The 24,720-nt window shown below is 44.5% G+C and carries 23 protein-coding genes; 12 read left to right on the top strand and 11 right to left on the bottom strand.

What is annotated here, in order from left to right:
* The first annotated feature begins 321 nt into the window (after positions 1–321).
* The 3 genes from KO531_RS21025 to KO531_RS21015 all read left to right on the top strand — a co-directional run bounded on the left by KO531_RS21025 (position 322) and on the right by KO531_RS21015 (position 6,086).
* The gene (locus tag KO531_RS21025; protein ID WP_219252161.1) at positions 322–1,467 is read left to right on the top strand and encodes an exonuclease SbcCD subunit D; all 1,146 of its coding nucleotides are present in this window, start codon (positions 322–324) and stop codon (positions 1,465–1,467) included.
* Positions 1,464–4,520 carry an SMC family ATPase gene (locus KO531_RS21020; protein WP_219252160.1) on the top strand — a complete coding sequence of 1,019 codons (3,057 nt, stop codon included), beginning with the start codon at positions 1,464–1,466 and terminating at the stop codon, positions 4,518–4,520. The genes KO531_RS21025 and KO531_RS21020 overlap by 4 nt, the downstream gene beginning before the upstream one ends.
* A 264-nt stretch (positions 4,521–4,784) precedes the next feature.
* Positions 4,785–6,086 (top strand): peptidoglycan DD-metalloendopeptidase family protein, encoded by a 1,302-nt coding sequence (locus tag KO531_RS21015; protein ID WP_219252159.1) that lies wholly within the window; start codon positions 4,785–4,787, stop codon positions 6,084–6,086.
* A gap of 372 nt (positions 6,087–6,458) precedes the next feature.
* Here KO531_RS21015 and KO531_RS21010 read toward each other — a convergent pair whose 3' ends face one another.
* The 4 genes from KO531_RS21010 to KO531_RS20995 form a co-directional block, all read right to left on the bottom strand.
* Positions 6,459–6,914, bottom strand: coding sequence for a hypothetical protein (locus tag KO531_RS21010; protein ID WP_105253145.1), 456 nt, complete (start codon positions 6,912–6,914; stop codon positions 6,459–6,461).
* Between the two features lie 90 nt (positions 6,915–7,004).
* The gene (locus KO531_RS21005; protein ID WP_219252158.1) at positions 7,005–7,529 is read right to left on the bottom strand and encodes a M48 family metallopeptidase; all 525 of its coding nucleotides are present in this window, start codon (positions 7,527–7,529) and stop codon (positions 7,005–7,007) included.
* Between the two features lie 48 nt (positions 7,530–7,577).
* Complete coding sequence (locus tag KO531_RS21000; RefSeq protein ID WP_028760422.1) at positions 7,578–8,015, bottom strand: DUF3010 family protein; 438 nt, start codon at positions 8,013–8,015, stop codon at positions 7,578–7,580.
* 203 nt (positions 8,016–8,218) lie between these two features.
* Positions 8,219–9,574 carry a DEAD/DEAH box helicase gene (locus tag KO531_RS20995; protein WP_173496518.1) on the bottom strand — a complete coding sequence of 452 codons (1,356 nt, stop codon included), beginning with the start codon at positions 9,572–9,574 and terminating at the stop codon, positions 8,219–8,221.
* 250 nt (positions 9,575–9,824) lie between these two features.
* Between KO531_RS20995 and rssA the strand changes: the two genes are divergently transcribed.
* Positions 9,825–10,772, top strand: a complete 948-nt coding sequence (gene rssA / locus KO531_RS20990) for a patatin-like phospholipase RssA (RefSeq protein WP_028760420.1) — start codon at positions 9,825–9,827, stop codon at positions 10,770–10,772.
* 135 nt (positions 10,773–10,907) lie between these two features.
* On the opposite strand, the gene KO531_RS20985 is transcribed toward rssA, so the two are convergent.
* Positions 10,908–11,918, bottom strand: coding sequence for an NADP-dependent oxidoreductase (locus KO531_RS20985; RefSeq protein WP_219252157.1), 1,011 nt, complete (start codon positions 11,916–11,918; stop codon positions 10,908–10,910).
* A gap of 146 nt (positions 11,919–12,064) precedes the next feature.
* On the opposite strand from KO531_RS20985, the gene KO531_RS20980 reads away from it, so the two are divergent.
* The 7 genes from KO531_RS20980 to KO531_RS20950 all read left to right on the top strand — a co-directional run bounded on the left by KO531_RS20980 (position 12,065) and on the right by KO531_RS20950 (position 18,677).
* The gene (locus KO531_RS20980; RefSeq protein WP_219252156.1) at positions 12,065–12,553 is read left to right on the top strand and encodes a MarR family transcriptional regulator; all 489 of its coding nucleotides are present in this window, start codon (positions 12,065–12,067) and stop codon (positions 12,551–12,553) included.
* Positions 12,554–12,672: 119 nt separating this feature from the next.
* Entirely contained in the window at positions 12,673–13,362 is a 690-nt protein-coding gene (locus KO531_RS20975) for a hypothetical protein (protein ID WP_219252155.1), read from the top strand.
* A gap of 261 nt (positions 13,363–13,623) precedes the next feature.
* Positions 13,624–15,741 carry an anaerobic ribonucleoside-triphosphate reductase gene (nrdD, locus tag KO531_RS20970; protein WP_219252154.1) on the top strand — a complete coding sequence of 706 codons (2,118 nt, stop codon included), beginning with the start codon at positions 13,624–13,626 and terminating at the stop codon, positions 15,739–15,741.
* A 113-nt stretch (positions 15,742–15,854) separates the two neighbouring features.
* Positions 15,855–16,316, top strand: a complete 462-nt coding sequence (gene nrdG / locus KO531_RS20965; RefSeq protein WP_219252153.1) for an anaerobic ribonucleoside-triphosphate reductase-activating protein — start codon at positions 15,855–15,857, stop codon at positions 16,314–16,316.
* A gap of 114 nt (positions 16,317–16,430) precedes the next feature.
* Positions 16,431–16,787, top strand: a complete 357-nt coding sequence (locus tag KO531_RS20960; protein WP_028760414.1) for a YibL family ribosome-associated protein — start codon at positions 16,431–16,433, stop codon at positions 16,785–16,787.
* Between the two features lie 273 nt (positions 16,788–17,060).
* A complete protein-coding gene (ribA, locus tag KO531_RS20955) occupies positions 17,061–17,675 on the top strand; it encodes a GTP cyclohydrolase II (protein ID WP_006087423.1) in 615 nt (204 codons plus the stop codon).
* Between the two features lie 57 nt (positions 17,676–17,732).
* Positions 17,733–18,677 carry a hypothetical protein gene (locus KO531_RS20950; protein WP_219252152.1) on the top strand — a complete coding sequence of 315 codons (945 nt, stop codon included), beginning with the start codon at positions 17,733–17,735 and terminating at the stop codon, positions 18,675–18,677.
* 51 nt (positions 18,678–18,728) lie between these two features.
* Here KO531_RS20950 and KO531_RS20945 read toward each other — a convergent pair whose 3' ends face one another.
* From KO531_RS20945 to KO531_RS20925, 5 genes are all read right to left on the bottom strand, one after another.
* On the bottom strand, positions 18,729–19,184 hold the full coding sequence (locus KO531_RS20945) for a FlxA-like family protein (protein ID WP_219252151.1): 456 nt from the start codon (positions 19,182–19,184) through the stop codon (positions 18,729–18,731).
* Between the two features lie 169 nt (positions 19,185–19,353).
* Positions 19,354–19,737, bottom strand: a complete 384-nt coding sequence (locus tag KO531_RS20940) for a VF530 family protein (RefSeq protein WP_219252150.1) — start codon at positions 19,735–19,737, stop codon at positions 19,354–19,356.
* A gap of 182 nt (positions 19,738–19,919) precedes the next feature.
* The gene (locus KO531_RS20935; protein ID WP_219252149.1) at positions 19,920–21,380 is read right to left on the bottom strand and encodes a carbon starvation protein A; all 1,461 of its coding nucleotides are present in this window, start codon (positions 21,378–21,380) and stop codon (positions 19,920–19,922) included.
* 199 nt (positions 21,381–21,579) lie between these two features.
* Positions 21,580–22,290, bottom strand: coding sequence for a two-component system response regulator BtsR (gene btsR, locus KO531_RS20930; protein WP_219252148.1), 711 nt, complete (start codon positions 22,288–22,290; stop codon positions 21,580–21,582).
* Positions 22,287–23,984 carry a sensor histidine kinase gene (locus tag KO531_RS20925; RefSeq protein ID WP_028760408.1) on the bottom strand — a complete coding sequence of 566 codons (1,698 nt, stop codon included), beginning with the start codon at positions 23,982–23,984 and terminating at the stop codon, positions 22,287–22,289. The genes btsR and KO531_RS20925 overlap by 4 nt, the downstream gene beginning before the upstream one ends.
* Positions 23,985–24,112: 128 nt before the next feature.
* Between KO531_RS20925 and KO531_RS20920 the strand changes: the two genes are divergently transcribed.
* Entirely contained in the window at positions 24,113–24,355 is a 243-nt protein-coding gene (locus KO531_RS20920; RefSeq protein WP_219252147.1) for a YecH family metal-binding protein, read from the top strand.
* Here KO531_RS20920 and KO531_RS22505 read toward each other — a convergent pair.
* The gene (locus tag KO531_RS22505) at positions 24,282–24,479 is read right to left on the bottom strand and encodes a hypothetical protein (RefSeq protein ID WP_251069034.1); all 198 of its coding nucleotides are present in this window, start codon (positions 24,477–24,479) and stop codon (positions 24,282–24,284) included. The genes KO531_RS20920 and KO531_RS22505 overlap by 74 nt on opposite strands.
* Between the last annotated feature and the right edge of the window lie 241 nt (positions 24,480–24,720).

The raw sequence follows: 24,720 nt of genomic DNA, 5'->3' as shown, positions 1-24,720 counted from the left end.
TGAGTGTATCTTAGTGGCGTCCATCTTGGCTCAAAAGTTAAGCTGAGGTGGATATCATCCAAAAGATCCGCCAAATGACGACTTAAAACGTCTCATCCTACTTTGAGTTAAGTGTACTCTTTCAAGTTTTTTGAATAGTATTACCTGTCATTTTTAATACACTTTTTAGGCTTCTTATTGTTTTGGTGTGTATTTTAAATATTGTGTACATATTTAATCCGATTGATATAAGTGCAGTGTCTATCTTGCCAGTCTTATTTTGCATCGACGGGCGGCATGTGCGCTCGGGTTTAGCGCCACCACTTCTTTAAAAGAGCGATTATGAAATTTATCCACACCTCGGATTGGCACATAGGTCGTCAATTACACAATCAATCACTACTGGATGATCAAGCCTTTGTGCTCGAGCAAATTATTGCTCTAGCGGATGAACACAAGGTGGATGCCGTGATTGTGGCGGGGGATATTTATGACAGATCGATTCCGCCTGCGAATGCGGTCGCGCTGTTAGATGATGTGCTTAACCGCTTAGTACATGATTTAGGTCTGCAAGTCATTATGATTGCGGGTAATCACGATGGTCACGAGCGCTTAGGTTTTGCAGCAAAACAAATGGCGGCAAGTGGGTTACATATTATTGGCCCTTTGAGTGCTGACATTCATCCCATTACTTTATCGAGTTCAAGCGGTGATGTGGTGTTTTATCCCTTGCCCTATGCCGAACCTGCCACAGTGCGCCAAGTTTTTGAGTGTGAGGCGGCAAGCCATGAGGCCGCAATGCTGCTATTGCTTGAACAAGTACGCCAGCACGATAGCCAAGGTTTGCCGAAAGTGGTGATAAGCCATTGTTTTTTGGATGGTGGCAGCGAGTCAGAATCTGAGCGGCCACTGAGCATTGGTGGCGCCGATAAAATATCGCCAACGCTATTTACTGAGTTTGATTATGTCGCCCTTGGGCATTTGCACGGACCGCAATACAAAGGTGCAGAGCATGTGCGCTACTCAGGATCGATTTTGAAGTATTCCTTTAGCGAACAACATCAACATAAGTCGGTGACCTTAGTCGAGCTTGGCGCAAAAACGCCAGCAGATATCCGTTTATTGCCATTAACGTCGATACGCGATGTCCGCATCTTAGAAGGGGAGTTAGCCACATTACTCGCCCAAGGTAAAATGGATATCAAGCGTGAGGACTACCTTATGGTCAGACTCCTTGATAAACATGCCATTTTAGATGCTATGGGGAAATTGAGAGCCGTTTACCCTAATGTGCTGCATTTAGAGCGGACGGGTCTGATGGCGGGGCAGCAACAAGTCACCTTGAGCCGAGATCATATCAAAAAAGGCGAGATGGACATGTTCCGTGACTTTTTCTCTCAAGTGTCCGGCGAGTCATTAACACAAGCACAGCAAGCCGTGATGGATGAACTCCTGACTAAGCTACACAATGAGGAGCGCCAAGCATGAGACCACTTAGCCTTTCCATGTCAGCCTTTGGCCCCTTTGCATCGACTCAACAACTTGATTTTACGGCCTTAGGGACTAATCCGTTATTTTTGATTAATGGACCCACAGGTGCGGGTAAGACGACCTTGCTCGATGGTATTTGCTTTGCCCTCTATGGCAAAACCACAGGTAATGAGCGTGAAGGCAGCCAGATGCGATGCGATATGGCCGATGATAGTCTGCTAACAGAAGTCACTTTTAGTTTTCAGTTGGGTAATAGCAGTTATCGTATTCGCCGTGTGCCAGAGCAAGACAGGGTTAAAAAAAGCGGTGACGGCTCAACGGTGCAGAAGCCCGAAGCTCAGTTATATAAGATAGACGCTGAGGGTAATGAAAGTTTGCTTGTAGCGAGCAAAGTCTCTGAGGCAACCGCTGAGATTGAAGCCTTAACTGGCCTTGATGTGGAGCAGTTTCGCCAAGTGATGGTGTTGCCGCAGGGAAAATTTCGCGAATTGTTAATGGCAGATTCTAAAGCCAGAGAACTGATATTTAGTCAGCTATTTCAAACGCATATATACCGACGTATTGAAGATTCCTTAAAAAGTAAGGCTGCAGATATCCGCGCCTTAGTGAAAGATCAACGCAGTCGCCGTGATGGCATTTTACAAAGTGCGGGTTTGGCATCCGATGACGAGCTTAGCTGTGAATTAGCCAAGCTCACGCCAGAACTTGAAACTGCCCAAAGTGCGAAAGAACAAGCATTACAGCAGCAACAATGGGTGATAAAAACCAGCGATGCCGCCCAGCATTTATTGGCCGAATTTGCGCAGTTTGATGCCTTAACTCAAACGGTTGCTGCGCTTGATGCACAGCAAGAAAACATGGCTGCGCAAACCTATAAACTGAATTTGGCTAAACAGGCGCAGCACATGGCACCTATGCTTGAGGTGTTTGTGGCTCGTGAGCAGGAAGCCAAGGCAGCAAGTCTTGCTCTTGAACATGCGAAAACAGTATTAATTAATGCTAAACAAGCCTTCGATAACGCAGAGCTTAAGGCCGCTGATTTGCCCGTGTTGGAAGCGTCGTTACTCGAACAGGAACAGGTTAAACAGCAACTGAATGCCTTAGGGCCGCAGCTCAGGGAATTGGATAGGCTTAATAAAACCCTTGAACAAGAGCAAACGCAGCTCATTAGCGCGAAAACACAACTTCAGAACAGCAAAAATGAGTTAACCACCGCAGTCCAAAAACGCCGTGAATTGGAATCCGCTCTGCCGCAACTACAGGCCAACAGCGAAACTCGCCTCTCATTGCAACAAGCGCATCAGCAGCAACAGCAGTTATTGTCTACCTATCAGCAATGGCAACAAGTGGCGGCAAGGGTATCGTCGACACAGGCAAAACTTGTTGAGGCTAAAGTCAAAGGGCAACAACTCAGTGCTCAGCATCAGCAAGCACAGGTTGCATATAAAGCCTTATTGTTGACTTGGCATCAAGGGCAGGCAGCTATTTTAGCGCGGCAATTACAGCAAGATGAACCTTGCCCTGTTTGTGGTAGCCAAACACATCCACAGCCAGCACAAAGCCAAGAGCCACTCCCAAGTGATGAAGCGCTGCAATTAGCACTAGAGGCTGAAACGAATGCTCAAGAAATCCTGAGCAAAGCCAGAGCGGAATATCGTGGGCTACAAACGCAGTTAGAAACCTTGCAACAGCAAGCACAAGATCTCGCGGTCCAATTGGGCACTGTGGTTGATATTCCTTTAGACGAACATACACATACCTTGTCGCAATACGCTTTCTCACTCACTCAAGCGGAGCAAGCCCATCAGCAGTTACAGCTGTTACAGCAAGAGATTGTATTGTTGCACGCACAGGAAACGCATCTACAACAAAAGTTAGAGCAAGGACAAACACACAACAGTGCACTGCAATCTAAAGTGGATATATTGCAGGGGCAGTTAGCGCACATGCAGCAAAGTGTTCCATCTGCGCTTGCAACGCTTGAGGCCTTAACTGCAGCAATCGCGCAAAATCAGCAAAGTATCAGCCAAATTAAGCAACAGATCACTAGTGTTAGGGATCTCCAACAACAGACTGGCCAATCTTTTGTTGCGGCTAAAGCGGCACTTAATGGTGCTGAAAATGCTGCTGAGGCGGCATTAGCCCAGCAAACGCGTGCACAGCAGCAACTCAATCAGCAATTAGTCGCAGCAGGTTTTGCCGATCAACAGGCCTTATTTGAGGCCATGCTGGATGAAGAACAACAGCGTGCATTAGCCAGCGAAATTGAGGCTTACCAGCAGCGCAGTGCTTTGACCAAGGCCCAGTGCGAACAGTTAGCGCTTAAGCTTAAAGATAAAGTGCCACCTGATAGCATTAAGCTCGCTGCTGAGCTTGAGTTCGCGCAGCAAGCATTACACGCTGCCGAGCATGCATGGCAGTTGCTTCACACGCGCACAGTATTACTGATGCAAACCCAAACCCAGCTGAGTATTGCCGATGCAAAAGCTAAGGTTTTGGAAGATGAATATGCGGTTATCGGTACCCTCGCAGATGTCGCTAATGGAAATACAGGTAATAAGATCAGTCTACAACGTTTTGTGTTAAGCGTACTGCTTGACGATGTGTTGTTAGAGGCAAGCCACAGGCTACACCTAATGAGCAAAGGGCGTTATCGTTTACTACGTAAGGAAGATAGGGCTAAGGGTAACAAAGCTTCTGGGCTCGAATTGGAAGTAGAAGATGCTTATACCTCCAAAGTGCGTCCTGTGGCCACCTTAAGCGGTGGTGAAAGTTTTATGGCAGCATTATCTATGGCGTTAGGCCTATCTGATGTCGTGCAAGCCTATGCAGGTGGTATTAAACTTGATACTTTATTTATCGATGAAGGCTTTGGCAGTTTAGATCAAGATTCTTTAGAACTGGCCATTCGGACCCTGATGGATTTGCAATCCTCTGGTCGCATGATAGGGGTGATCTCGCACGTGTCGGAAATGAAAGAGCAGATAAATACCCGCATCGACATCAATAAAACCTCACATGGGAGCGAAATGACGATAGTTTTGCCTTAGTTGCTCATTCTCACCGAGTGCGATAAATAACAAATTGTTTTATAAGTGTTATTTATTGTATCTCCTGTGTGTTTAACATTCGGATAATACACACAAAGTGAGTTGTAAATGCCAACTAGCGCATGTTTTTCATTAATGGTGCAACAAAAGAGTGAAATAGCGTTTGTCATAATCGGTTTTTTGATATAAGTTGGAAAAAAATCGGGCTTCCCTCAAAGGGACTGGTCAAAAATAGAACGCAAAGTTAACGAAAGGTGAAAAGCGTTGCAAACAGGCAAACCCAACTTTATCAACTTATCGCAAACCCGTTTGCAGAACTTATCATCGACCCAAAAGAACATTCTATTAATGGGTAGTTTGTTGATGGGTGCTGCGATGTTGATGCCGAATAATAACCATGTTACGCCAACTGCTCAGCGTATCCCTGTTGTTCTCGATATTGAAAATATTCTCCCCCAAGTTTCTGAACCTGAAGTCCTAGATCAAGCTGCACTCATTAATAATGCTCCCCAGTTTGAGCGAATTATCGTTTCCGGTGATACCTTAAGTGGGTTATTTTCCAAGGCGGGTGTTGATCAGCAAACTATGTATAAGGTTTTAGAAGCTGATTTAAACATTTTGGCACTTGATACCTTGTTACCTGGTAACAGAATGCAATTTTGGCTTGATAGTGAAGGCCAGTTACAAAAATTAGAACTTTATTTTAACGCTGCCCGCCAAGTGGTTTTTACGCGTTATGAAGATGGTAGTTTTAATGTTGAAGAAGTGAACGTTGAAGGTGTTTGGCAAAATCGGATTTTGACTGGCGATATTAAAGGTTCTTTCTACGTTTCAGCCCAAAAAATGGGCTTAGCCGCTGCAGATATTCAGCGAATTGAAGATTTACTCAAAGAAAAATTGAATTTTGCCCGTGATTTACGAGCTGGCGACAAATTCTCAGTTTTGGTAAATGATCAATATGTTGAAGGTGAACCGACGGGAAGTAGCCAAATTTTAGGCGTCAGTATTAAAAGTGGCCGTTCTGAAATTAGTGCATATCAATATTCTGATGGTAGTTATTATGATGCTAAAGGTCAGAGTTTAGTTCGGGCATTCCAACGTTATCCGTTAGCTAAACAACCGCGTATGAGTTCACGTTTTAACAGCCATCGCAAACACCCAATCACAGGGCGTATTTCTCCCCATAATGGAACAGACTTTTCTGTGCCGATCGGGACTAAAGTTGTTGCACCTGGTGATGGAATTGTCAGTTTAGTGACGGACCATCAGTTTGCTGGTAAGTATATTGTGATTGAACATGGTGGTAAGTACCGTACCCGTTACCTACATTTGTCTAAGGCGTTAGTGCGTAAAGGTCAACGTGTAACTCGCGGTCAAGTGATTGCTTTATCTGGTAATACAGGTCGTTCGACTGGCCCGCATTTGCATTATGAATTCCATATCAATGGTAAACCTGTTGATCCGTTGAAAGCCGATATTCCTATGTCGAGCAAGTTAGCGAATCAAGATTTACGCACATTCACTAATATGGTGAGGAGTCGTGAAGCTATAATGAACTTAGGTTAGCCAAACCTAAGCTAATAGAATTTATAGTATCAAAGTTTGAATAAACAATAGCACTGACTTTCTAGAAGAGTTTATCAATGCCGATGAAATGAAAATTTCATCGGCATTTTTGTTTCCACAATACTTATTATGGTAGACATTTTCCTGCTATCACGAGTACTGTTCGAGTTGTATAAAAGCTTAAAATTTGTTCGACTCGAAGTCGTGGCGATAAAACATAAGGGGATAAAATAGATAGGATCTTCAGTTAGAAGTGTTATAGCGAGTCATTCAAAAGGTTGTGAAGAGGAAAATTGTGCGGCTGAAGAGCTTATAACGTTTTTTATTAAGGACTGAACAGAGAACCCAATATGCAGTGCTAAATCGTGCCTATCAGCTTGCGTGGCGCCTTTGCATCACTTTTAATGCGCACTTGCACAATTTACCTTTTAATGCGGGACAGCCACCACAGGGTGATTTTTTAAAGGGACGTAATGCAAAGCTGTGTTCCGTGGGTAAAGGAGAAAGTCGAGTAATAATAGTCGATGAAAATGTCGCATCATTTGCGGCAATAAACTTAGCTTTCGCGAGTTTTAATTGTTTTTTGAGTGTTGATTTATTGCTATGGGCAAATTCTTGCTGAGCAATATGCTTAGAGAGTAATTGGGTGAGGTGCTTTCGTTGAGCCTTTTTATTCGTCAAAGATTTATCAGTCAGGGTGTTCAGACGAGATAAGGATGGAATCACTTTTCCTGAACTTGAAACAGATTTCGCCTGTGTTTTGAGTAACTTTTTAGCTTGTTTTTTACACCATTTGCTCAAAAGTTTATCGATATTCTGTTTCGTCATTGTCATTACTGAGTTCTCCTGCGTGAGATACTTCAGCATTCTAAATGAAAACTATTATCAGTCAAGTTTTGGGCGAAAAATATACGAAGGTTAGGTGTCGACTTTATCTGTAGAATAAGGGGATATGTTAGCGTCGATGCAAGTCAATAATAAGCGCAAATCAAATTCAAACTGGTGATAATCCGGCTCCATGTGGGTACACAAATTATAGAAAGCTTTGTTGTGATCTTTTTCTTTTAAATGGGCTAATTCATGTACTACGACCATACGCAACAAAGGTTCTGGCACACGCTTTAAACGCGAAGAAATGCGAATTTCGTTCTTCGCTTTGATTTTATTGCCTTGAACTCGTGCTACGTAAGAATGCAAGCCAAGTGCATGATGGCTAATATTAATTTTGTCATCAAATATCACTTTTGAGAGTGGTGAGGACTGGCGTAAAAATTGATTTTTAATCGTCTGAGTATAGTCGTACAGCGCTTTATCGCTACGAACGCTATGTATGACAGGATGAAGTTTCAGCAATAGCTTGGGTAATGTGCCAGCATCGAGATGTTGCTGTACCTGCTGCTGAATATCAAGGCTGTAACCGTTTAAGTACTTTAATGGATTCATAGAGGATTTAGCTCCGAATGACTTCGGAGCCTGAGTTCATCACATTACTTATACTTTGCCAAAAATTCGGCGATTTTGATGGGCATAAGCGGCTTCGAAAGCTAACTGCTGTACTTTTTTAAGATCTAAACTATCGAAATCAACTTGGGGGGGATTGCGCTTGTTTTGCTCTTTGATAGTGACAGGAGACAATAGACTGACAGGTAATTCCCCTAATTGAATGGCTGCTTCAAGTTTAAAGCTTGTCGCTGAACCCGCGAGTTTACCTTTTTGCTCACGTTCTATGATGACAACTTCATCAACGCGATAATCTTGCATAAGCTTATGAAAAGCGAAGTGAAACTCACGAATAGCTTCTGTGGTAGCAGATTGGGAAACGGTGAAAGACACCTTACGGCATTCTGGCACATTGAAGGTTTCACCTTCATAGCTCAATAAACTGATAATGGCTTCGCCACCTTTTAATTCAACACCACAAACTCTCATGTTACACCTTCAAAATATCGATAATAGCGCTATTGTAGCTGGAAATGACATGAGGATCAGTGTTTACCATGCGCTTTTGATTCGCTTGGCGACAGACTGATAATTTTAGTATGTCAATTTCCAGTATTAGATCATGCCTATGTGATTTGTATCAGAGATAATATCTGATGTTAAATCCACCGGCCTTTATGCATAAATTAGTTTTAAACTTCTTCAGTATCATTATCTTGTAGTAATTGTGCCGCAGCAGGTTTTCTACGCATAGGAGCATCGCCGACATCCACGCCCGTGATGAAACGCTTATCCCGCGACGGAGCTGGTGTGGTTGCTTTGGTTCTTTTGCTCTTACCTTTAGCAAGCTCCGCTTTAGCAACACGTTTTACTGGCGTTTGTTTAGCTTTGCTTTTTAGACCACTAAATTTAGCTTCTAGGCCTGGAATTGTGCTGATCTCAAAGGTTTTTCTGAGGAAGACTTGGACTTTCTTAAAGTTGTCCCAATCTTTTGGCCCGACGAGCGATATCGCATCACCTTTTGCGCCTGCACGACCAGTACGGCCGATACGATGCACGTATTCTTCGGCAAATTTAGGCATGTCGAAGTTAACGACCAAGGACACATTGAGCAAATCCAGGCCGCGAGAGGCGACATCGGTTGTCACTAGTACTTGTTGTTGGCCACGGGCAAATTGGTCCATGATTTGGTTTCGTGCGGCCTGCTTTAAATCACCGCTGAGTGCGGCGGTTGCAAAACCTTGCGTGGTTAATTTAGCGGCTAAGCGCTCAGTATCTGGACGCGTCGCGGTAAAAATAATCACTTGTTTATGGGTTTCATCTTTGAGCAAACGGGCTAATAACGCTTCTTTATGGTCTAAGTGGTCACATAAAAAGATACGTTGATGAATATCGTTATGCTCAGAGTGAGCCGCGCCAATCGCCACGTGCGCTGGATTTTTTAGTAATGTTGCTGCGATATCATTGATTTCGTCGTGATCTAACGTGGCAGAAAACATCAGCGTTTGACGGCGTTTATGATCGGCTGCATCGTTGATGGCTTTTAACTGCGGGGCAAAGCCTAAATCTAACATGCGGTCGGCTTCATCGAGGACTAATAACTCTAAGCCATTGAGAAAAAGATGCTTCTGTTCTAAATGATCGGCGATACGGCCTGGAGTCGCGACAATAAAATGCGGTTCTTTCGCTAAGGCTTTGGCTTGGTCATTAAAGTTTTCACCGCCCAGTACGCTGATGGCCTTGTATTGGGTGTTGGCGACAAGGAGGCGAAGCTGACTATAAACCTGATGTGCTAGTTCGCGAGTCGGTAATAAAATCAAGACTCTAGGATCACGTTTCGACAGTGAGCGGGTAGAAATGACTCTTTGCAATGCGGGTAACAAAAACGCTAAGGTTTTACCTGAGCCCGTTTTTGATGACGCCATTAAATCTTTACCTGCCAATGCGATAGGCAGTGCTTGTTCCTGGATGGCGGTGGGTTCTGTGATCCCCATATGTTTTATGCTTTGAAGCAGACGCTGGTCCAGAGAAAAATCGGTAAATTGCAAAGGTATATCCCCTAAATCTTAGTAAGGGCAGATTATAGCCTTAATCATCCTTGCTCAGCTATCCACATCGGTGATTATCTCTGCTTCATGCACGGATTGATGTAGAAAGTGCGCCATTTATGCTCTGTTGATTGTATTTATTTACATTGGTATTACAACCTCTTAATTGTGTCATTTTTACCGATTGACAGTGGATATGGCAGGATTTTACGTTATCGTGTACTGCATTGAGTTACAGGAGAAATGATTTATGGCTAACGGAACAACCCCTTCGGTAGGCATTGCCTTGGGTAGTGGGGCGGCGAAAGGTTGGGCACATATAGGTGTATTGAATGGTTTAGCTGCCATGGGTATTAAGCCCGATAAAGTGGCTGGATGTTCGGTAGGGGCTTTAGTGGGGGCCGCTTACGCCCATGATCATTTACCCGAGTTAGAAAAATGGGTGCGCGGTTTTTCTAGTTGGGACGTGCTTGGCTTGATGGATATTCGATGGCGTAAGGGCGGGCTTATCGGCGGAGACAAGGTGTTCGATGTGCTGCATGCACGTATAGGAGATGTGAATATTGAGAATCTCAATCGTCCCTTTGCAGCCGTCGCGACTGACTTATACTCTGGTCAGGAAATTTGGTTTACTGAAGGGGATTTACGGCAAGCGGTACGGGCCTCTTGCTCCATGCCGGGGATTTTAGCCCCTGTCAGACAAGGAGATCGCTGGTTAGTCGATGGTGCTGTGGTGAATCCTGTTCCTGTTTCGGTCAGCCGTGCCATGGGCGTTGATGTAGTGATTGCAGTGGATTTATATGGCTATCATTCTGGGCGTATCCAAGTGTTACCCGTGAATATGACCAGCCAAAGGACTGTCCAAGCTGAAATGGATATGCCAGCGCGACAAGAAACGGGCTTTATGGATTTATTTGCCCGTGGCCGAGATTATGTCAGTAACCTAACCGATAAGTTTTCGCTTGGCACTAAATCGAATCCGGGGATGATTGCTGTGATGTCGCAATCTATGGGTATTTTAGAGCAAAGACATAAGCGGGCGCGGTTGATGGGCGATCCACCAGATATTTGTATTGTGCCAGAGGTGGGAAATATCGGCACTATGGAGTTTCACCGTGCTGATGAGGCGATTGCCGCCGGCGAAGCTGCGGTGGAGAAAGTCGCCCACTTGATTGAAGCTGCGCTCTGGAAAGGCTGATGATGCAAAATGTAGAGTCAAAAGCCTTCATATAGATAGCGTTTGATTGCAAGATAAACAAAAGTCGGTATCACTTTCGCGATACCGACTATTTGCTATCTCATATTGAGATGTTTATACCGCTTTGTTGGTGACTTAGGCTAGTTTTACCAACATTTTACCGTGATTCTTACCTTCAAATAGACCGATAAAAGCATCAGGTGCTTGTTCAAGCCCTTGATAAATTGTTTGTTCTGCTTTGACTTTGCCTTCCGCTAACCATTGAGCCATTTTTGCGGTGAACTCAGGATAATGCGCCCAATGTTCGGATACGATAAAACCTTCTAACTTGAGTTTTCGCATTACAATTAGGGCTAAGTTGTCAGGGCCAGGTGTTGGAGTTGTGTTGTTATATTGCGAAATCATACCGCAAACAGCGATACGTCCATGATCTTTCATATTGCTCAGCGCTGCGGCTAAATGCTCGCCACCGACGTTCTCAAAATACACGTCAATTCCTTCTGAGGCGGCTTTTGTCAACGCTTGGGTGAGATTGCCACAAGTTTTGTAATTGATGACCGCATCAACACCATAACTTTTTAATAATTCAGCTTTTTCATCTGAACCGACAGAGGCTATTACACGAGCACCTATTAGTTTACCAATTTGGCAGGCTACGCTACCTACTGCGCCAGAGGCTGCGGAAACGAACAGTGTCTCACCCGCTTTTAAATCTGTAATGCGAGTCAGTCCTGTCCAAGCTGTCATGCCTGGCATTCCGAGTATGCCGAGGAAATGTGAACTATCAAGCGTAGTTAGTGGTAAAGCTGTCAGTCCTGCGGTATCTGTGATTGCGTGTTCACGCCAACCTAGCATGCTGCTGACTTTAGTACCAACCGGGAACTCGGTGTTTTTTGACGCGATAACTTCACCAATCGCACCGCCTTCTAAGACTTGATTTAAGGCGAAGGGCAGAACATAACTCTTGCGATCAACCATGCGCCCGCGCATGTAAGGGTCAACCGACATCCATAGATTTTTAATCAGCACTTGTCCATCAGCGAGCGGTGCTAACGCTTTATTTACTAAAGTAAAGTTCTGTGCCGTAGGCATGCCTTCTGGGCGACTAGCTAGATGGATTTCACGGGTTTCAGTCATACTCTTCATAAAAACTCACCTTTTGTTTGTGCGCAAACTAATGATGTTAACTCTACGTGGCTTTAAGATTGAATGCAAATAGTTTGCGCGCAAACTAGATGGGGTGGCGCAGATCGGATAAGATAGTGTTATGTTTAAATGACAGGCGCTTAAACGTGCAGAATTGCTTACCTCAACCTGAGCTCGACGCTACAAAACAGACTCATAGCCAAGCTTCTAGCGATCCACTCTGTTTATCCGATAATGTTTGTTTCGCGTTATATTCTGCGAGCAATGCATTGGTGCGTGCTTATCGGCCTCTACTCGAGGCATACGAGTTAACTTTCCCTCAATATTTAGTGATGCAAACCCTGTGGCGTCAAAACGGCTGCAGCCAAACCCAGCTATCAATGGCGACTAAACTCGATATGGGAACCCTAACGCCAATCGTCAAGCGGTTAGAGTTGAAGGGGTTGATTACGCGATTAGCCTGCGTTGAAGATGAGCGGAAAAAGCTGATCACTCTGACAAGTCAAGGAGAGGATATCAGGCACGAAGCTCTTGCCTTGAAGCAAACCTTGCTTGATAAAGTGCAGATGGACGCTGAGGCACTCGATTTACTAAGGCGGCAATGTCTTGCCTTGATCGAAGATATACAGTCCTAGATATAAGTTGGTTTATGCATAGTGATGCTATTAACTCAGCGGTTGCACTGATTAATACTTGATTGGCTTAGTTTTTGCTTTAAAACCGTCATTGAGTCTTAGACGCCGAATTTTTGACGATGAATTCTATTTTAAATGCCTTTAATCTTAAGCGCAGCAGTGCCAGTATCGCCGATGCCTATGGTGCCAATAGCCAAAAGACGAGCACGGCTAAAACCGATACTACGATAGAAACAAATAAAACGCAGACGGATGCTACCAAACCCGATAACGGTAAAACCGATGAGATAGCGCTGTCGCCAAGGGCGCAACGCGCACAGAAAATTCAATCGATGGCGAAGGATTTTTTTGCCGATGGTCAATTTGGCGTCGCCGATATTCCCGCATTGGTGTCGCGCTTACAAAAAGATGGCATTTTATCGGATGTGCAACTCGAGCGTTTATCGAAAAACGGTATTACAGTGCCGAGCACAACGACGCCGACTAAACAATCGTTGCAAGATTTTTTAGATGATGAAATCAAATCATTAGCTAAAAAATCACCCAATAATCCTCTTATCAATACCTTAGTTGATGCTAAGAGCGTCTTAACCAATATGGATGATGCTCAGTCGCCGGTGCTAGCCCAGAAGGCCACGAAAGTCCTTAGCCAATTGACGGATTATTTGAATTCTGAACCTCCGCTTACGGATGCTCAAAAGCAGCAGTGGCAGGGGCTAAAATCTATGATGCAACTCGCTTCATCTATGGGGGCACATCAATCTGCATCGGGCCAACTCAGTAGTTATCTTGCGCTTGCTAAACGTTAATTCACATCCATAGTGCGTGATAAACACAAATTGTCACGCATTCAACTAGCTGGGTTTAATCAGCAGGTCAAGGCGCAATTTTCAGATAATTGGGCCTAGCTGCAGTTCTTGTTTGTTCTTTTATTTCATCCTAAAAACTATGATCTGGATCATGGACTCCTTACCGTCATTGTAGCCTAATGCTCTACATATTGTGTTTTATGCTTTTAAAATCACTAGATGTAGTGTTAATTTTTAGGCGAGATGGAGAGGAACTGAACAATGCCAGTCGTAATTAAGCGTGATGGTTGCCGCACACCTTTTGATGAAACAAGGATAAGGGATGCAGTGAATGCCGCTGCAAACTCAGTTGGAATAGAGGATGGCGACTATGCAGCGACAGTGGCAGCGTGTATCAGTCAGAGCGTCGCGCCATTAGCTGAAGTCGATATCCACCATCTACAAGATGCGGTTGAGAATTTACTGATGGAAGGGCCGTACAAGTCCCTAGCGCGGGTGTATATCGAATACCGTCACGACAGAGATGTGTGCCGTGAAGCGACCAGTAAACTCAACCTCGAAATCCGTGGTTTAGTTGAGCAAAGTAATGCGGCTTTACTCAATGAAAATGCTAATAAAGATTCAAAAGTCATTCCTACTCAGCGGGATTTACTCGCGGGCATAGTCGCCAAACATTACGCCAAAAGTCATATTTTGCCAAAGGATGTAGTCGCTGCCCATGAAGCGGGCGAGATCCATTACCACGACCTAGATTACTCTCCGTTTTTCCCGATGTTTAACTGCATGTTGATTGATTTAGCTGGCATGTTGACCCACGGCTTTAAAATGGGTAATGCCGAAATTGAAACCCCTAAGTCTATTTCAACAGCGACAGCGGTGACCGCGCAGATTATTGCCCAAGTGGCGAGTCATATCTATGGCGGAACTACTATCAACCGTATCGATGAAGTGTTAGCGCCATTTGTTGCTAAGAGCTACGACAAGCATTACCAAATTGCCCTTAATTGGAAGATTACCGATGCCAAAGCCTTTGCCACGGCGCAAACTGAAAAAGAATGTCACGATGCATTCCAGTCTTTGGAATATGAGGTCAATACCTTACACACTGCCAATGGCCAAACACCGTTCGTGACCTTTGGGTTTGGTTTAGGTACGTCGTGGGAATCACGCTTAATTCAGCAATCTATGCTCAAAGTGCGGATGGCGGGATTGGGTAAAAATCGCAAGACTGCAGTATTCCCTAAGCTAGTGTTTGCGATTCGCGATGGTATTAATCATAAAGCGGGCGATTGCAATTACGATGTAAAACAGATGGCGCTCAAATGCGCAACAATGCGCATGTATCCCGACATCCTCAACTACGAGCAAGTCGAGAAAGTTACCGGTTCATTTAAAACCCCAATGGGCTGCCGTAGCTTTTTAGGCACCTATGAAGAAAATGGCGAGCTTGTGCATGAAGGGCGCAATAATTTGGGAGTGGTCAGTTTAAACCTGCCGCGGATTGCCTTAGAAGCCAATGGCGATGAGACTGAATTTTATCGTATTTTAGATGACAGACTGGTATTAGCCCGTAAAGCACTGGATACCCGTATTGAGCGACTGAACGGTGTTAAAGCCCGCGTGGCACCTATCCTCTATATGGAAGGCGCCTGTGGTGTACGTTTACGGGCAGATGATGATGTGGCGCAAATCTTTAAAAATGGCCGCGCTTCGATTTCACTCGGTTACATTGGACTGCATGAAACTATGAATGCACTCTATGGTCCCCAAACCCATGTCTTTGATGATGCACAATTAAGGGAAAAAGCCGTTGCTATTGTAGCTTATCTTAAAGCGGCTACCGATGCGTGGAAGGCTGAAACAGGTTATGGCTTTAGTCTGTATAGCACGCCAAGTGAGAGTCTTTGCAGCCGTTTTTGTAAACTGGATGCGAAGCAATTTGGCCTAGTCACAGGTGTGACGGACAAGGGCTATTACACTAATAGTTTCCACCTCGATGTGGAAAAAAGCGTAAATCCTTACGATAAAATTGATTTTGAACAGCCATATCCCGCTATCGCGAACGGCGGCTTTATTTGTTATGGCGAATATCCCAATATGCAGCATAACCTCGAAGCGCTGGAAAACGTCTGGGATTATAGCTACAGCCGCGTGCCTTACTATGGCACTAACACGCCAATTGATGAATGCTACGACTGTGGCTTTACCGGTGAATTTAGTTGTACCAGTAAAGGGTTCACTTGCCCTAAGTGTGGCAATCATGAGCCTAGTCGGGTTTCTGTGACGCGCCGTGTGTGCGGTTACTTAGGCAGTCCTGATGCGCGGCCTTTTAATTATGGCAAGCAAGAAGAAGTAAAACGCAGGATCAAACACTTGTAACACTATTACCTTATTCTGCCTGTTAGACTTATTCCGTGGCATCACGTGGCATCAATGGTGCCATGGGGTAAGTACCAATGTTAAAAGATGAAATGCACTGTGAGTGACCATCAATGAATTACCATCAATATTTCCCTATCGATGTGGTCAATGGCCCAGGTACCCGTGCGACCTTGTTTGTCTCTGGCTGTGAGCACCAGTGCCGCGGTTGTTATAATCAAAGCACTTGGGATCCCCGTTCTGGGCATGTGTTTGATAAAACGATGGAAGATAGGATTATTGCCGATCTCAATGATCAGCGGATTGTGCGTCGTGGTTTATCGCTTTCGGGCGGCGATCCTTTATTGCCCGTTAATCTTAGTGCCATTTTGACGCTCGTCAAACGAGTCAAGGCTGAGTGTAAGGGGAAGGATATTTGGCTGTGGACAGGTTATGTGCTCGATGAGTTGAGTGATGAACAGCGCGCCGTGTTGGCCTATATTGATGTGCTGGTGGACGGAAAATTTGAACAAAGTCTTGCCGATCCGAGTCTTGTCTTTCGCGGTAGCAGCAATCAGATCATTCGTTTGTTATAAAAGCGGTAACGAGGATCTGTAACTTGCTGCTATAATCTCAGGCCTTGACACAGACGCTAGCATAATCAGGCTAAGATTTTACTGTGGCTAACTTAGGTAATTTAAGGTAACAGAATGAATTTAAAGCAAGAACTGCAGCAGCTTAACGATAAATTAGATAAATTTCGTCGTAAACTTGCTGCGGCTGAACAAAGAGGCGATGACGTCATTATTGCCCAGTTCAAACGCGAAATCGCTGCGGTCACTAAGCAAATCGGCAGTGTGAAAGGGCAACAAACCCGCTTATTGAATAAGCAAGGGTCAGATATCAAAGGTTTGCCTTTCCATCGTGCTTTGACAAAAGCGGAACAAGCAGACATGGGCAAACTGAAAAAGTCTGTCAAAGGGCTTGTGGTAATCCACCCTATGACGGCTATCGGCCGTGAAATGGGGCTAACGGAAGTGACTGGATACGCTCCCGCAAAATTTTAATGTGGGATAGGATGTCACTGGCACGGGATCGAGTGTCGATCACGTGTTTGTGCTCCTTGTATTTAATGCACTGCTTCGTTTTAATCCATTCCTTCGTGCTGCCCATCGAAAAGACATTCATGTTTGGTTTAGTTGATTAAAACACTAAAGTATTTCTGGATTGTTCGAAAACACTTTAGAATAGTGCGCTTAGTTGGCTAAGTGCCTAATCCTCGTTTTGTTTCTAGGGATCTTATTCGTCTCATGGAATGAGAGTTGTCGTTAAGGTTAAGTATGTCGATAAAATATGTCGCGACGTCAAAGTTACCCACTCCTTGGGGCGTGTTTGCCATGCATGGTTTTGAAGATACCGAATCAGGTAAAGAGCATGTTGCGCTCACATTCGGTACGCTCAGTGCGGATGAACCTGTGTTGGGCCGTATTCATTCCGAGTGTTTAACCGGCGATGCTTTATTTAGCTTGCGTTGTGACTGTGGTTTTCAGTTACAAGCTGCCATGCAAAATATTGCGGAAACGGGCAGTGGCTTTATCCTCTATTTACGCCAAGAAGGCCGTGGCATTGGTTTGCTGAATAAAATTCGCGCCTATGAGCTGCAAGATAAAGGCGCCAACACGGTTGAAGCCAACGAGCAACTCGGTTTCGAAGCGGATATGCGTAAATACGACATGATCAAGCCTATGCTGGAACAGATAGGGGTGAAGCATGTGCGTTTGATGACCAATAATCCGCGTAAAGTGAAAGCGATGAAGGAGTTTGGCATCGAAGTGGTTGAGCGCGTACCGCTGCAAGTTGGTAAAAATCGTTATAACGAAGCGTACTTAAAAACTAAATCCACTGAGCTTGGACACATGATGTCTGAATATCATTTTATGGATGAAAATAAGTAGTTTTGTCATCATAAAGAGTCGACCGATTGAGTTAAAAATGAGGAAGGTTTAAGTCAATTGAGCCATTGTTTCAGTCGGTTGCTATTAAGCTTGTCGCTAATGTGCTTGGCATTACTGAGCGTTATTCCTACCACCTTTGCCGATAGTGTCTCTGCTACAAATACATTCGTATCTGCATCTCAAGCGGATTATTCCGACTTTTCTATCGATCATGCAGCTAATAATGCTAATGGTAGTAATCCGATAGAAACTAGCACTAATCCAAATTCTGTTTACGCCTTTGGTAGTTATCTTGGCACTGGCGTTTACCGCGCTGCAAACCAAAATGCCACCGTCGTTAGCATTCCGTTAAGCTTTGATTTGAAGAAAGATAGCGGTAGCCAAACTTGGTTACGGTTACCTATCTCCTTTGGCTTTTTTGATTATTTAGCCAAAGATATCACTGAAGGTGAGTTGCCGTCGTCGATAGGTACTATGACAGTTACCCCAGGTTTTGAGCATCATTGGCAGGCGAGCGAAAATACTCGAATGGAAGGGTATTTAGATATCGGTTTTGGCACTAATTTCGATAAAAACGATAACGTTGCTATTATCGCCTCAGGGATCAGTAGCTTGTATGACTTTACCTTAGCAGGGCATGATGCTGTGTGGGTATCGAGATTACGCTTTGCTGGGTACAGCGAGCACTATGGTAGGTTTTCGGATCAATTTGCAGTACTACAAACAGGTGTTGATTTAGGGTTAGCACCACGCTGGCAATGGTGGGATCTGCAGGTGCAACCAAGGATCTTTGCTGTAGGCTATTGGTATTTCAATGAACTTAGATTTATTAGCGAGATAGAGCAAGATACTATTGTTTCTGGTAGCTATGAGGCCGGTTTTTCCCTCGCGTTTTCTAAGCCGTTAGGCGGTGAATTATTAAGTGTTGATCGCATCGGATTCAGTTATCGTCGTGGCGATGGGCTCAATGTTTGGCGTTTAATGTTTAGCTTTCCTATCTAGGTATCATCCATTACGGGATGTATTACAAAGACTATTGGTCAGTTATTTTGTCTAAGCTGACTTTTGCGCGTCGCGCATCTTCTTATCAGTCAAGGTCGCTATTTGACTACTTAGCTGCATTATTTGTTCTTGGATTAACTTACGCTGTTGCTCCGCAACCTCAGAGTCATCTCCTTTAAGTTTGGCCAGCATTTTTTGTAGTGCTTTGATCTGCTCTTTTATTTTCTGGATCTGTTGGTCGATTAACGTCATGGGCTCTTCTGACGCATCATTTTCTGTTCCATCTTTTTTTGCTGCAGCATTGTCTCTTAAAGGGGCACCTACATCTGCGGACAATGCGGCGCGGCCGGCTGAAGAAATGGAGACTGTGTCTTGAGTATCCTGCGCATCTGCTGTCGATTCATTAGTCGCCGTTTTTGTTGTGGCAGGAGTTGTTGCGATATATGCGCTCGATACCGGAGTGAAAGTTGAGCCGATTGTGGCACTGTTTATTCCATTAATGCTCATTCCATACTCCATTAGATGCAAACTGTGTTGATACTCAAATCGCTATCGGCCATTAATTGGAAAACTGAAGCTAATTTTTGGCTTATTTGGCAAAAAGCGCGATATTGCTGATGACAATACAGCCCTCAAGTGAGGACTGTTCACGTTTTATGGCTGCAGAGGGCGAAGATTAACTGTTACCCCAAATATGGCTATTTACTTTGTCATCTGTGCTAGGTTTATCGCTTTTAACAGACTTGTCAGGGGGAGTTTGATTGGTTTTCTTCGTCGCAATTTTTGCCGCAGGCTTCTTAGCCGCTTGACTAGAGTCTGCTTTGGGTGGCGGCAAGGGTAATTTATTGGCTCTTAAATAAAGATATTCGACTTTATCCCGCGCCCACTCTGTTTTTCTCAAAAAACGTAAACTGGATTTGATGCTGGGATCGTGGGTAAAACAGCGGATATTAATTCTTTCACCTAATTCTTCCCAGCCGTATTTCTCGACTAAATAAGTGATGATCGTTTCCAGTTTAATGCTGTGGAGCGGGTTATTCGATTGATTCATATTATGCATGTTGCAATGTGCTATGGCGGGAGTATAGCAGTTTTGTATGCCTGATACAGTGTGGAATGGTATCGAGTCAAGCTTGAATACCTTGCTAGCTTAAACCTGTGATAGCTGCTATTGGTGGAGCAGTATGATCAAAACAGGCGCAATAAAGCGCCTGTTTTAGGTTGGTCATTTGAATTGTTTGACTAGTCTTTGACTGTCTCTTTAAGCTCAGTTTCAACCGGTAAATCAATTTCGCCTTTACCTTTGGTTTTCACAATCAAGAGTGCTGTAATCACTAAGGTTGTGACTATGCCCGCTATGGTTGATACCGTCATAGGTAAACCGGCACCTAAGGTTGACGAGTTCAGTAGGAAGGTGATAACCACAGTGGTCATAAACATCGCTGGAATTGTCGCAATCCAATGTAGTTTGTTATGTCGTAGCAGGTAAGCCGAAGCCGTCCACAGCATTAATACTGCAGTGGCTTGGTTTGCTACACCGAAGTAGCGCCAAATCACACCAAAGTCCACTTGGGTCAATATGCCGCCGATAACAAACAGTGGCAGAGCTAACACTAAGCGCTTTGGTAGTGAGATTTGTGGCATGTTGAAAAATTCAGCCAGAATCAAACGCGCAGAACGAAAAGCCGTATCGCCTGAGGTAATCGGCAGAATAATCACCCCTAGGATAGCCATAAAGCCACCGATAGCGCCTAACAGACCAGTAGAGGCCTCATAGACGACGTTGGCAGGGTTACCTGACATACCCGCACTTAACCCTTCTACTCCGCCAAAGTAAGACAACGCGATGGCACACCAAAGCAATGCGATAATGCCTTCGCCAATCATGGCGCCAAAGAAGACGAAGCGACCATTCGTCTCGTTTTCAACGCAGCGGGCCATTAACGGTGATTGAGTTGCATGGAAACCTGATACTGCGCCACAGGCAATAGTGATGAATAGGGCAGGCCAAAGTGGCATGTCGTTCGGATTTAAGTTTTGGAAGAAATCGCCCGCTTGTACGTTAGGCAGTAAGGTATGCTCGCTTGATAGCATAATTGCGAAAGCTAAACCAAACGACATGAAGAACAATAAAGCGCCAAAGAAGGGGTACAGACGACCGATAATTTTATCGACAGGTACCACAGTTGCAATCAGGTAATAGACGAAGATTATACCAACGAAGATACTGACATCCCAGCCAGTAAGCTTGCCAAGTAAGCCAGCAGGCGCAGAGATAAAGACCACACCGACGAGCAGTAACAGCACAATAGCAAACACGTTCATGAAGTGTTTGGCGCTCTTACCTAAATACTTACCCGCAAGGTTTGGCACGGATTGACCGCCATTGCGCACTGACAACATACCGGAGAAGTAGTCATGTACTGCACCTGCAAAGATACAGCCAACTACAATCCACAACATGGCTGCAGGACCATAGAGTGCACCTAAGATAGGACCAAAGATTGGGCCTACGCCTGCAATGTTTAATAATTGAATTAGATAGACTTTGCCTTTAGACATAGGCACAAAGTCGACGCCATCAGTTTGACTGAAAGCGGGTGTTTGACGATTAGCGTTAATGCCGAAGACTTTCTCGACAAAAGCGCCGTAGATAAAGTAGCCGCCGATCAGTAGACCGACACAGAGTAGGAACCACATCATTTTTGTTATCTCCCCATTTGAGTTCTGGCGAGTGTAAACAAGTTGTTGATATAAAACTTTGTAATTTCAATGAGTGGTCGAAAATGCAGTGTGAGCGGCAATTGGTGAGCTTAAGTGGTTACCATTGTATGTTAACGGTGAGTGTTGTTGGCTATCTTATGGCTAAAAATACGTCGCTAAGATGACTTTTGGATTGTGTTTATTGAAAGCCAAATAGCTGTTTAAGGCTTTTAAGATAGCGGCGTGATACGGGTACTTTATCGCCTAAATGAGTGGTGACTTCAGCCCCTGGATCTAACAGCTCAATTTCAGCAATCGCCTTAGGTGAAATCAAATACTGCCGATGGCAGCGCACCAGTGGGGTTTTTTCTTCGAACACTTTCAAGGTCAACTGGGTATGGACTTTGCCTTTCGTGCTGGCCACATGGATGCCGCTTAAGTCACTGAACACATATTCCACATCTTGGATTGCAATGACTTTGAGTTTATTGCCGCTGTAGCAGGGAATATGTTCAAGACTCTTTGGGGTAATGGAGTCCATAGCCTGAGGCGTTAGATTTTTACGCACACGAGTGAGGGTTTTACTGAGTCTGTCGGCATCTATGGGTTTGAGTAAATAATCGAAGGCATGATTGTCGAAGGCTTTGACGGCAAATTCGTCGTAGGCGGTGACAAACACGATTTTCGGCATGTCATCGGGGTCGAGCATTGCAATAAGTTCCATGCCCGAAATGCGTGGCATTTGGATATCAAGAAAGATTAACTGAGGTTTTTCTTTGGTTATGCTCTGTAATGCCTCAATAGCATTGGCGCATTGACCGACGATTTGGATGTCGTGTTCTTGCCCCAAAAGGTCAGCTAATTCTTCACGAGCAAACAGCTCATCATCGACAATTAAACAAGTGATCACGTGCGGTTATCCATATTTGATGTTTCAGGGCTTTCTATGGGCAATCTTATGGTGACACGAGTCAATTGATCGGGCTCGCACTCCACTGTCACGCCGTATTGTTCGCCAAAAATATTTTGAATTCGCTTATGCACTAAGTTCATCCCTAGGCCTTCTGAGCCCTCAATGGGCTGATACAACCCGGCATTGTCTGTGACTTCTAGCTCCAGCACATCATTTTCGAGCTTGCCAGTCACTTTAATCTGCCCTTGCTCAATCATGTGCGAAGTGCCGTGCTTTACGGCATTCTCAATAATTGGCTGCAGGGTAAAGGCGGGGACTTTACAGTGGTAGAGTGATTCAGGTATCGCGATACTGACTTGCAATTTATCAATAAAACGCGCTTTTTCAATGGTGAGATAGGACGCTATGTGATCTAGCTCATCCCCAAGCGTCACTAAGCCTGTCGTTCGCTTTAAATTGATCCGTAAAAATTGCGATAACTGCTGCAGTAGCTGCTTAGACATATCAGGATCACGTTTGATAATCGCGCTAATGGTATTCAGTGCATTAAATAAAAAGTGCGGATTGACTTGAGCCTGCAGCAATTTAAGTTCGGCTTGAGTCAGTAGATTTTGCTGTTGCTCAAAACGCCCATAAAGAATTTGGTTCGATAACAGGCGGGCAATACCTTCACCTAAAGTACGGTTGATATTCAAAAAAAGTTTATTCTTAGGCTCATAGAGTTTAATCGTGCCAATGACTTCGGTATCACTGCGCAGCGGGATCACTAGACTTGACCCTAGACGGCAATGAGAAGAAATAGAGCATGCATAGGGCGTTTCAACGCCATCGGCGAACATGACCTTATTTTGATTGATGGCTTCTAAGGTTATTTTGGACGAAATCGGTGTACCAGGGAGATGGTGATCGGCGCCTATGCCAATAAAGGCTAACAGTTTTTCCCTGTCCGTGATGGCCACTGCACCCACATTGGTTTCTTCGATGACGATTTGGGCGACGTGACTACTACTTTCTTCGTTAAATCCTTTGGATAGTAATCCGACACTGCGTTCGGCAATTTTTAATGCTTTAGTCGAAAAGCTCGATGAGAGTTTATCAAACATGGTTTTTTGGTCACGGATCATGCTCATAAAGAGTGCTGCTCCCACGGAATTGACTAATAACATGGGCGGCGCGATTTGACGTACCAATTCCCATGCATCATCGAAGGGGCGTGCGACCAAAAGTATGATGCTCATTTGCATCATTTCAGCATAAAAAGTCACTAGGCAAACGAGTAATGGATTGTAGATGAGCTCACTTTTATCTGCGCGTCTTAAGTAGAAGCTTATCATCCCTGCGGATAAGCCTTCTAAGGTGGTGGAGATGGCGCAGGCTATATCAGTAAAGCCGCCCATACTGTAGCGGTGTAGCCCACCAGTCAGCCCCACCAGAAAACCAGTAACCGGTCCTCCTAATAATCCGCCTAAAACTGCGCCCATAGCACGAGTGTTGGCAATCGCTCCCGAGGTTTGCTCACCAAAATAAGTGGCCATGATGCAGAAACTCGAAAAAATCAGATACATAAAAATCTTATGTGGCAGACGAGGAGACGTTTCGGCAAACAGTTTAAACAGTGGCGTTTTACTGACTAAGTAAACGATCACTAAGTACAGCGACATCTGTTGGGTCAGTAATAGGATCAAAGACATAATGGCTCACATTATCGTCACAGATGTCGGCGCAGTCGTCCCTATTTGAAAGTTTGTGCGCGAGATCAGGGTTCGAATTTAACCGTTAGGATATAAAGAACAATAATATTGCATCTTTAGGAGGACATATGTCCAATTCTGTTCACGGTCATGATGTTATGGCGCTGATGGTAGCTCAAGGGGCCGCTATTATAAAGCCTGAATTAATTTCCATGATGGAGCAAAAGTTTGGCTCGGCGGCTCGATACCATACTTGTAGTGCAACTGATTTGAGTGCCGAAGCATTAATTGAGTTACTTATAGGTAAAGGTAAGTTTTACGAAACGTCCCAAGGTATTCAACTTGTAGCTGGGCGAAATTGTGAGCATTAATACCCATCGTATTAACTATCTGTTCATTCAGCGGGAATTTAACTAGCTTTAGACAAGGCGAAGGCTTGAAGGCATAGCGGTGCTCTGTCAAAAGCCTTAAACGCAGTATAAAGCGCGATGCCATTAACATCAGCCGCCTTCGGGAGCCACACAGGCATCCCACTCCGGTGTTGCATTACTTAAAAGGGAATGACCATTTCTGCATCAATGCGCCTTGGATTGAGATGCCAGTGAGGCTCTGAACTGACTAACTATTTAACCTGAACTCGGGATAAGAAATGTTGAACTAATAGCCCTCCAAGTGATCGGATCTTTCGACCAAGAGAAACCCCATCACACCGGAGGGCCTATGCATAAATTAGTGG

This window comes from Shewanella sp. NKUCC06_TVS, assembly GCF_019345515.1.
GTDB lineage: Bacteria > Pseudomonadota > Gammaproteobacteria > Enterobacterales > Shewanellaceae > Shewanella > Shewanella oncorhynchi.
Note: the sequence above shows the minus strand (reverse complement) of the source record. Positions and strands in the feature narration are given on the sequence as shown.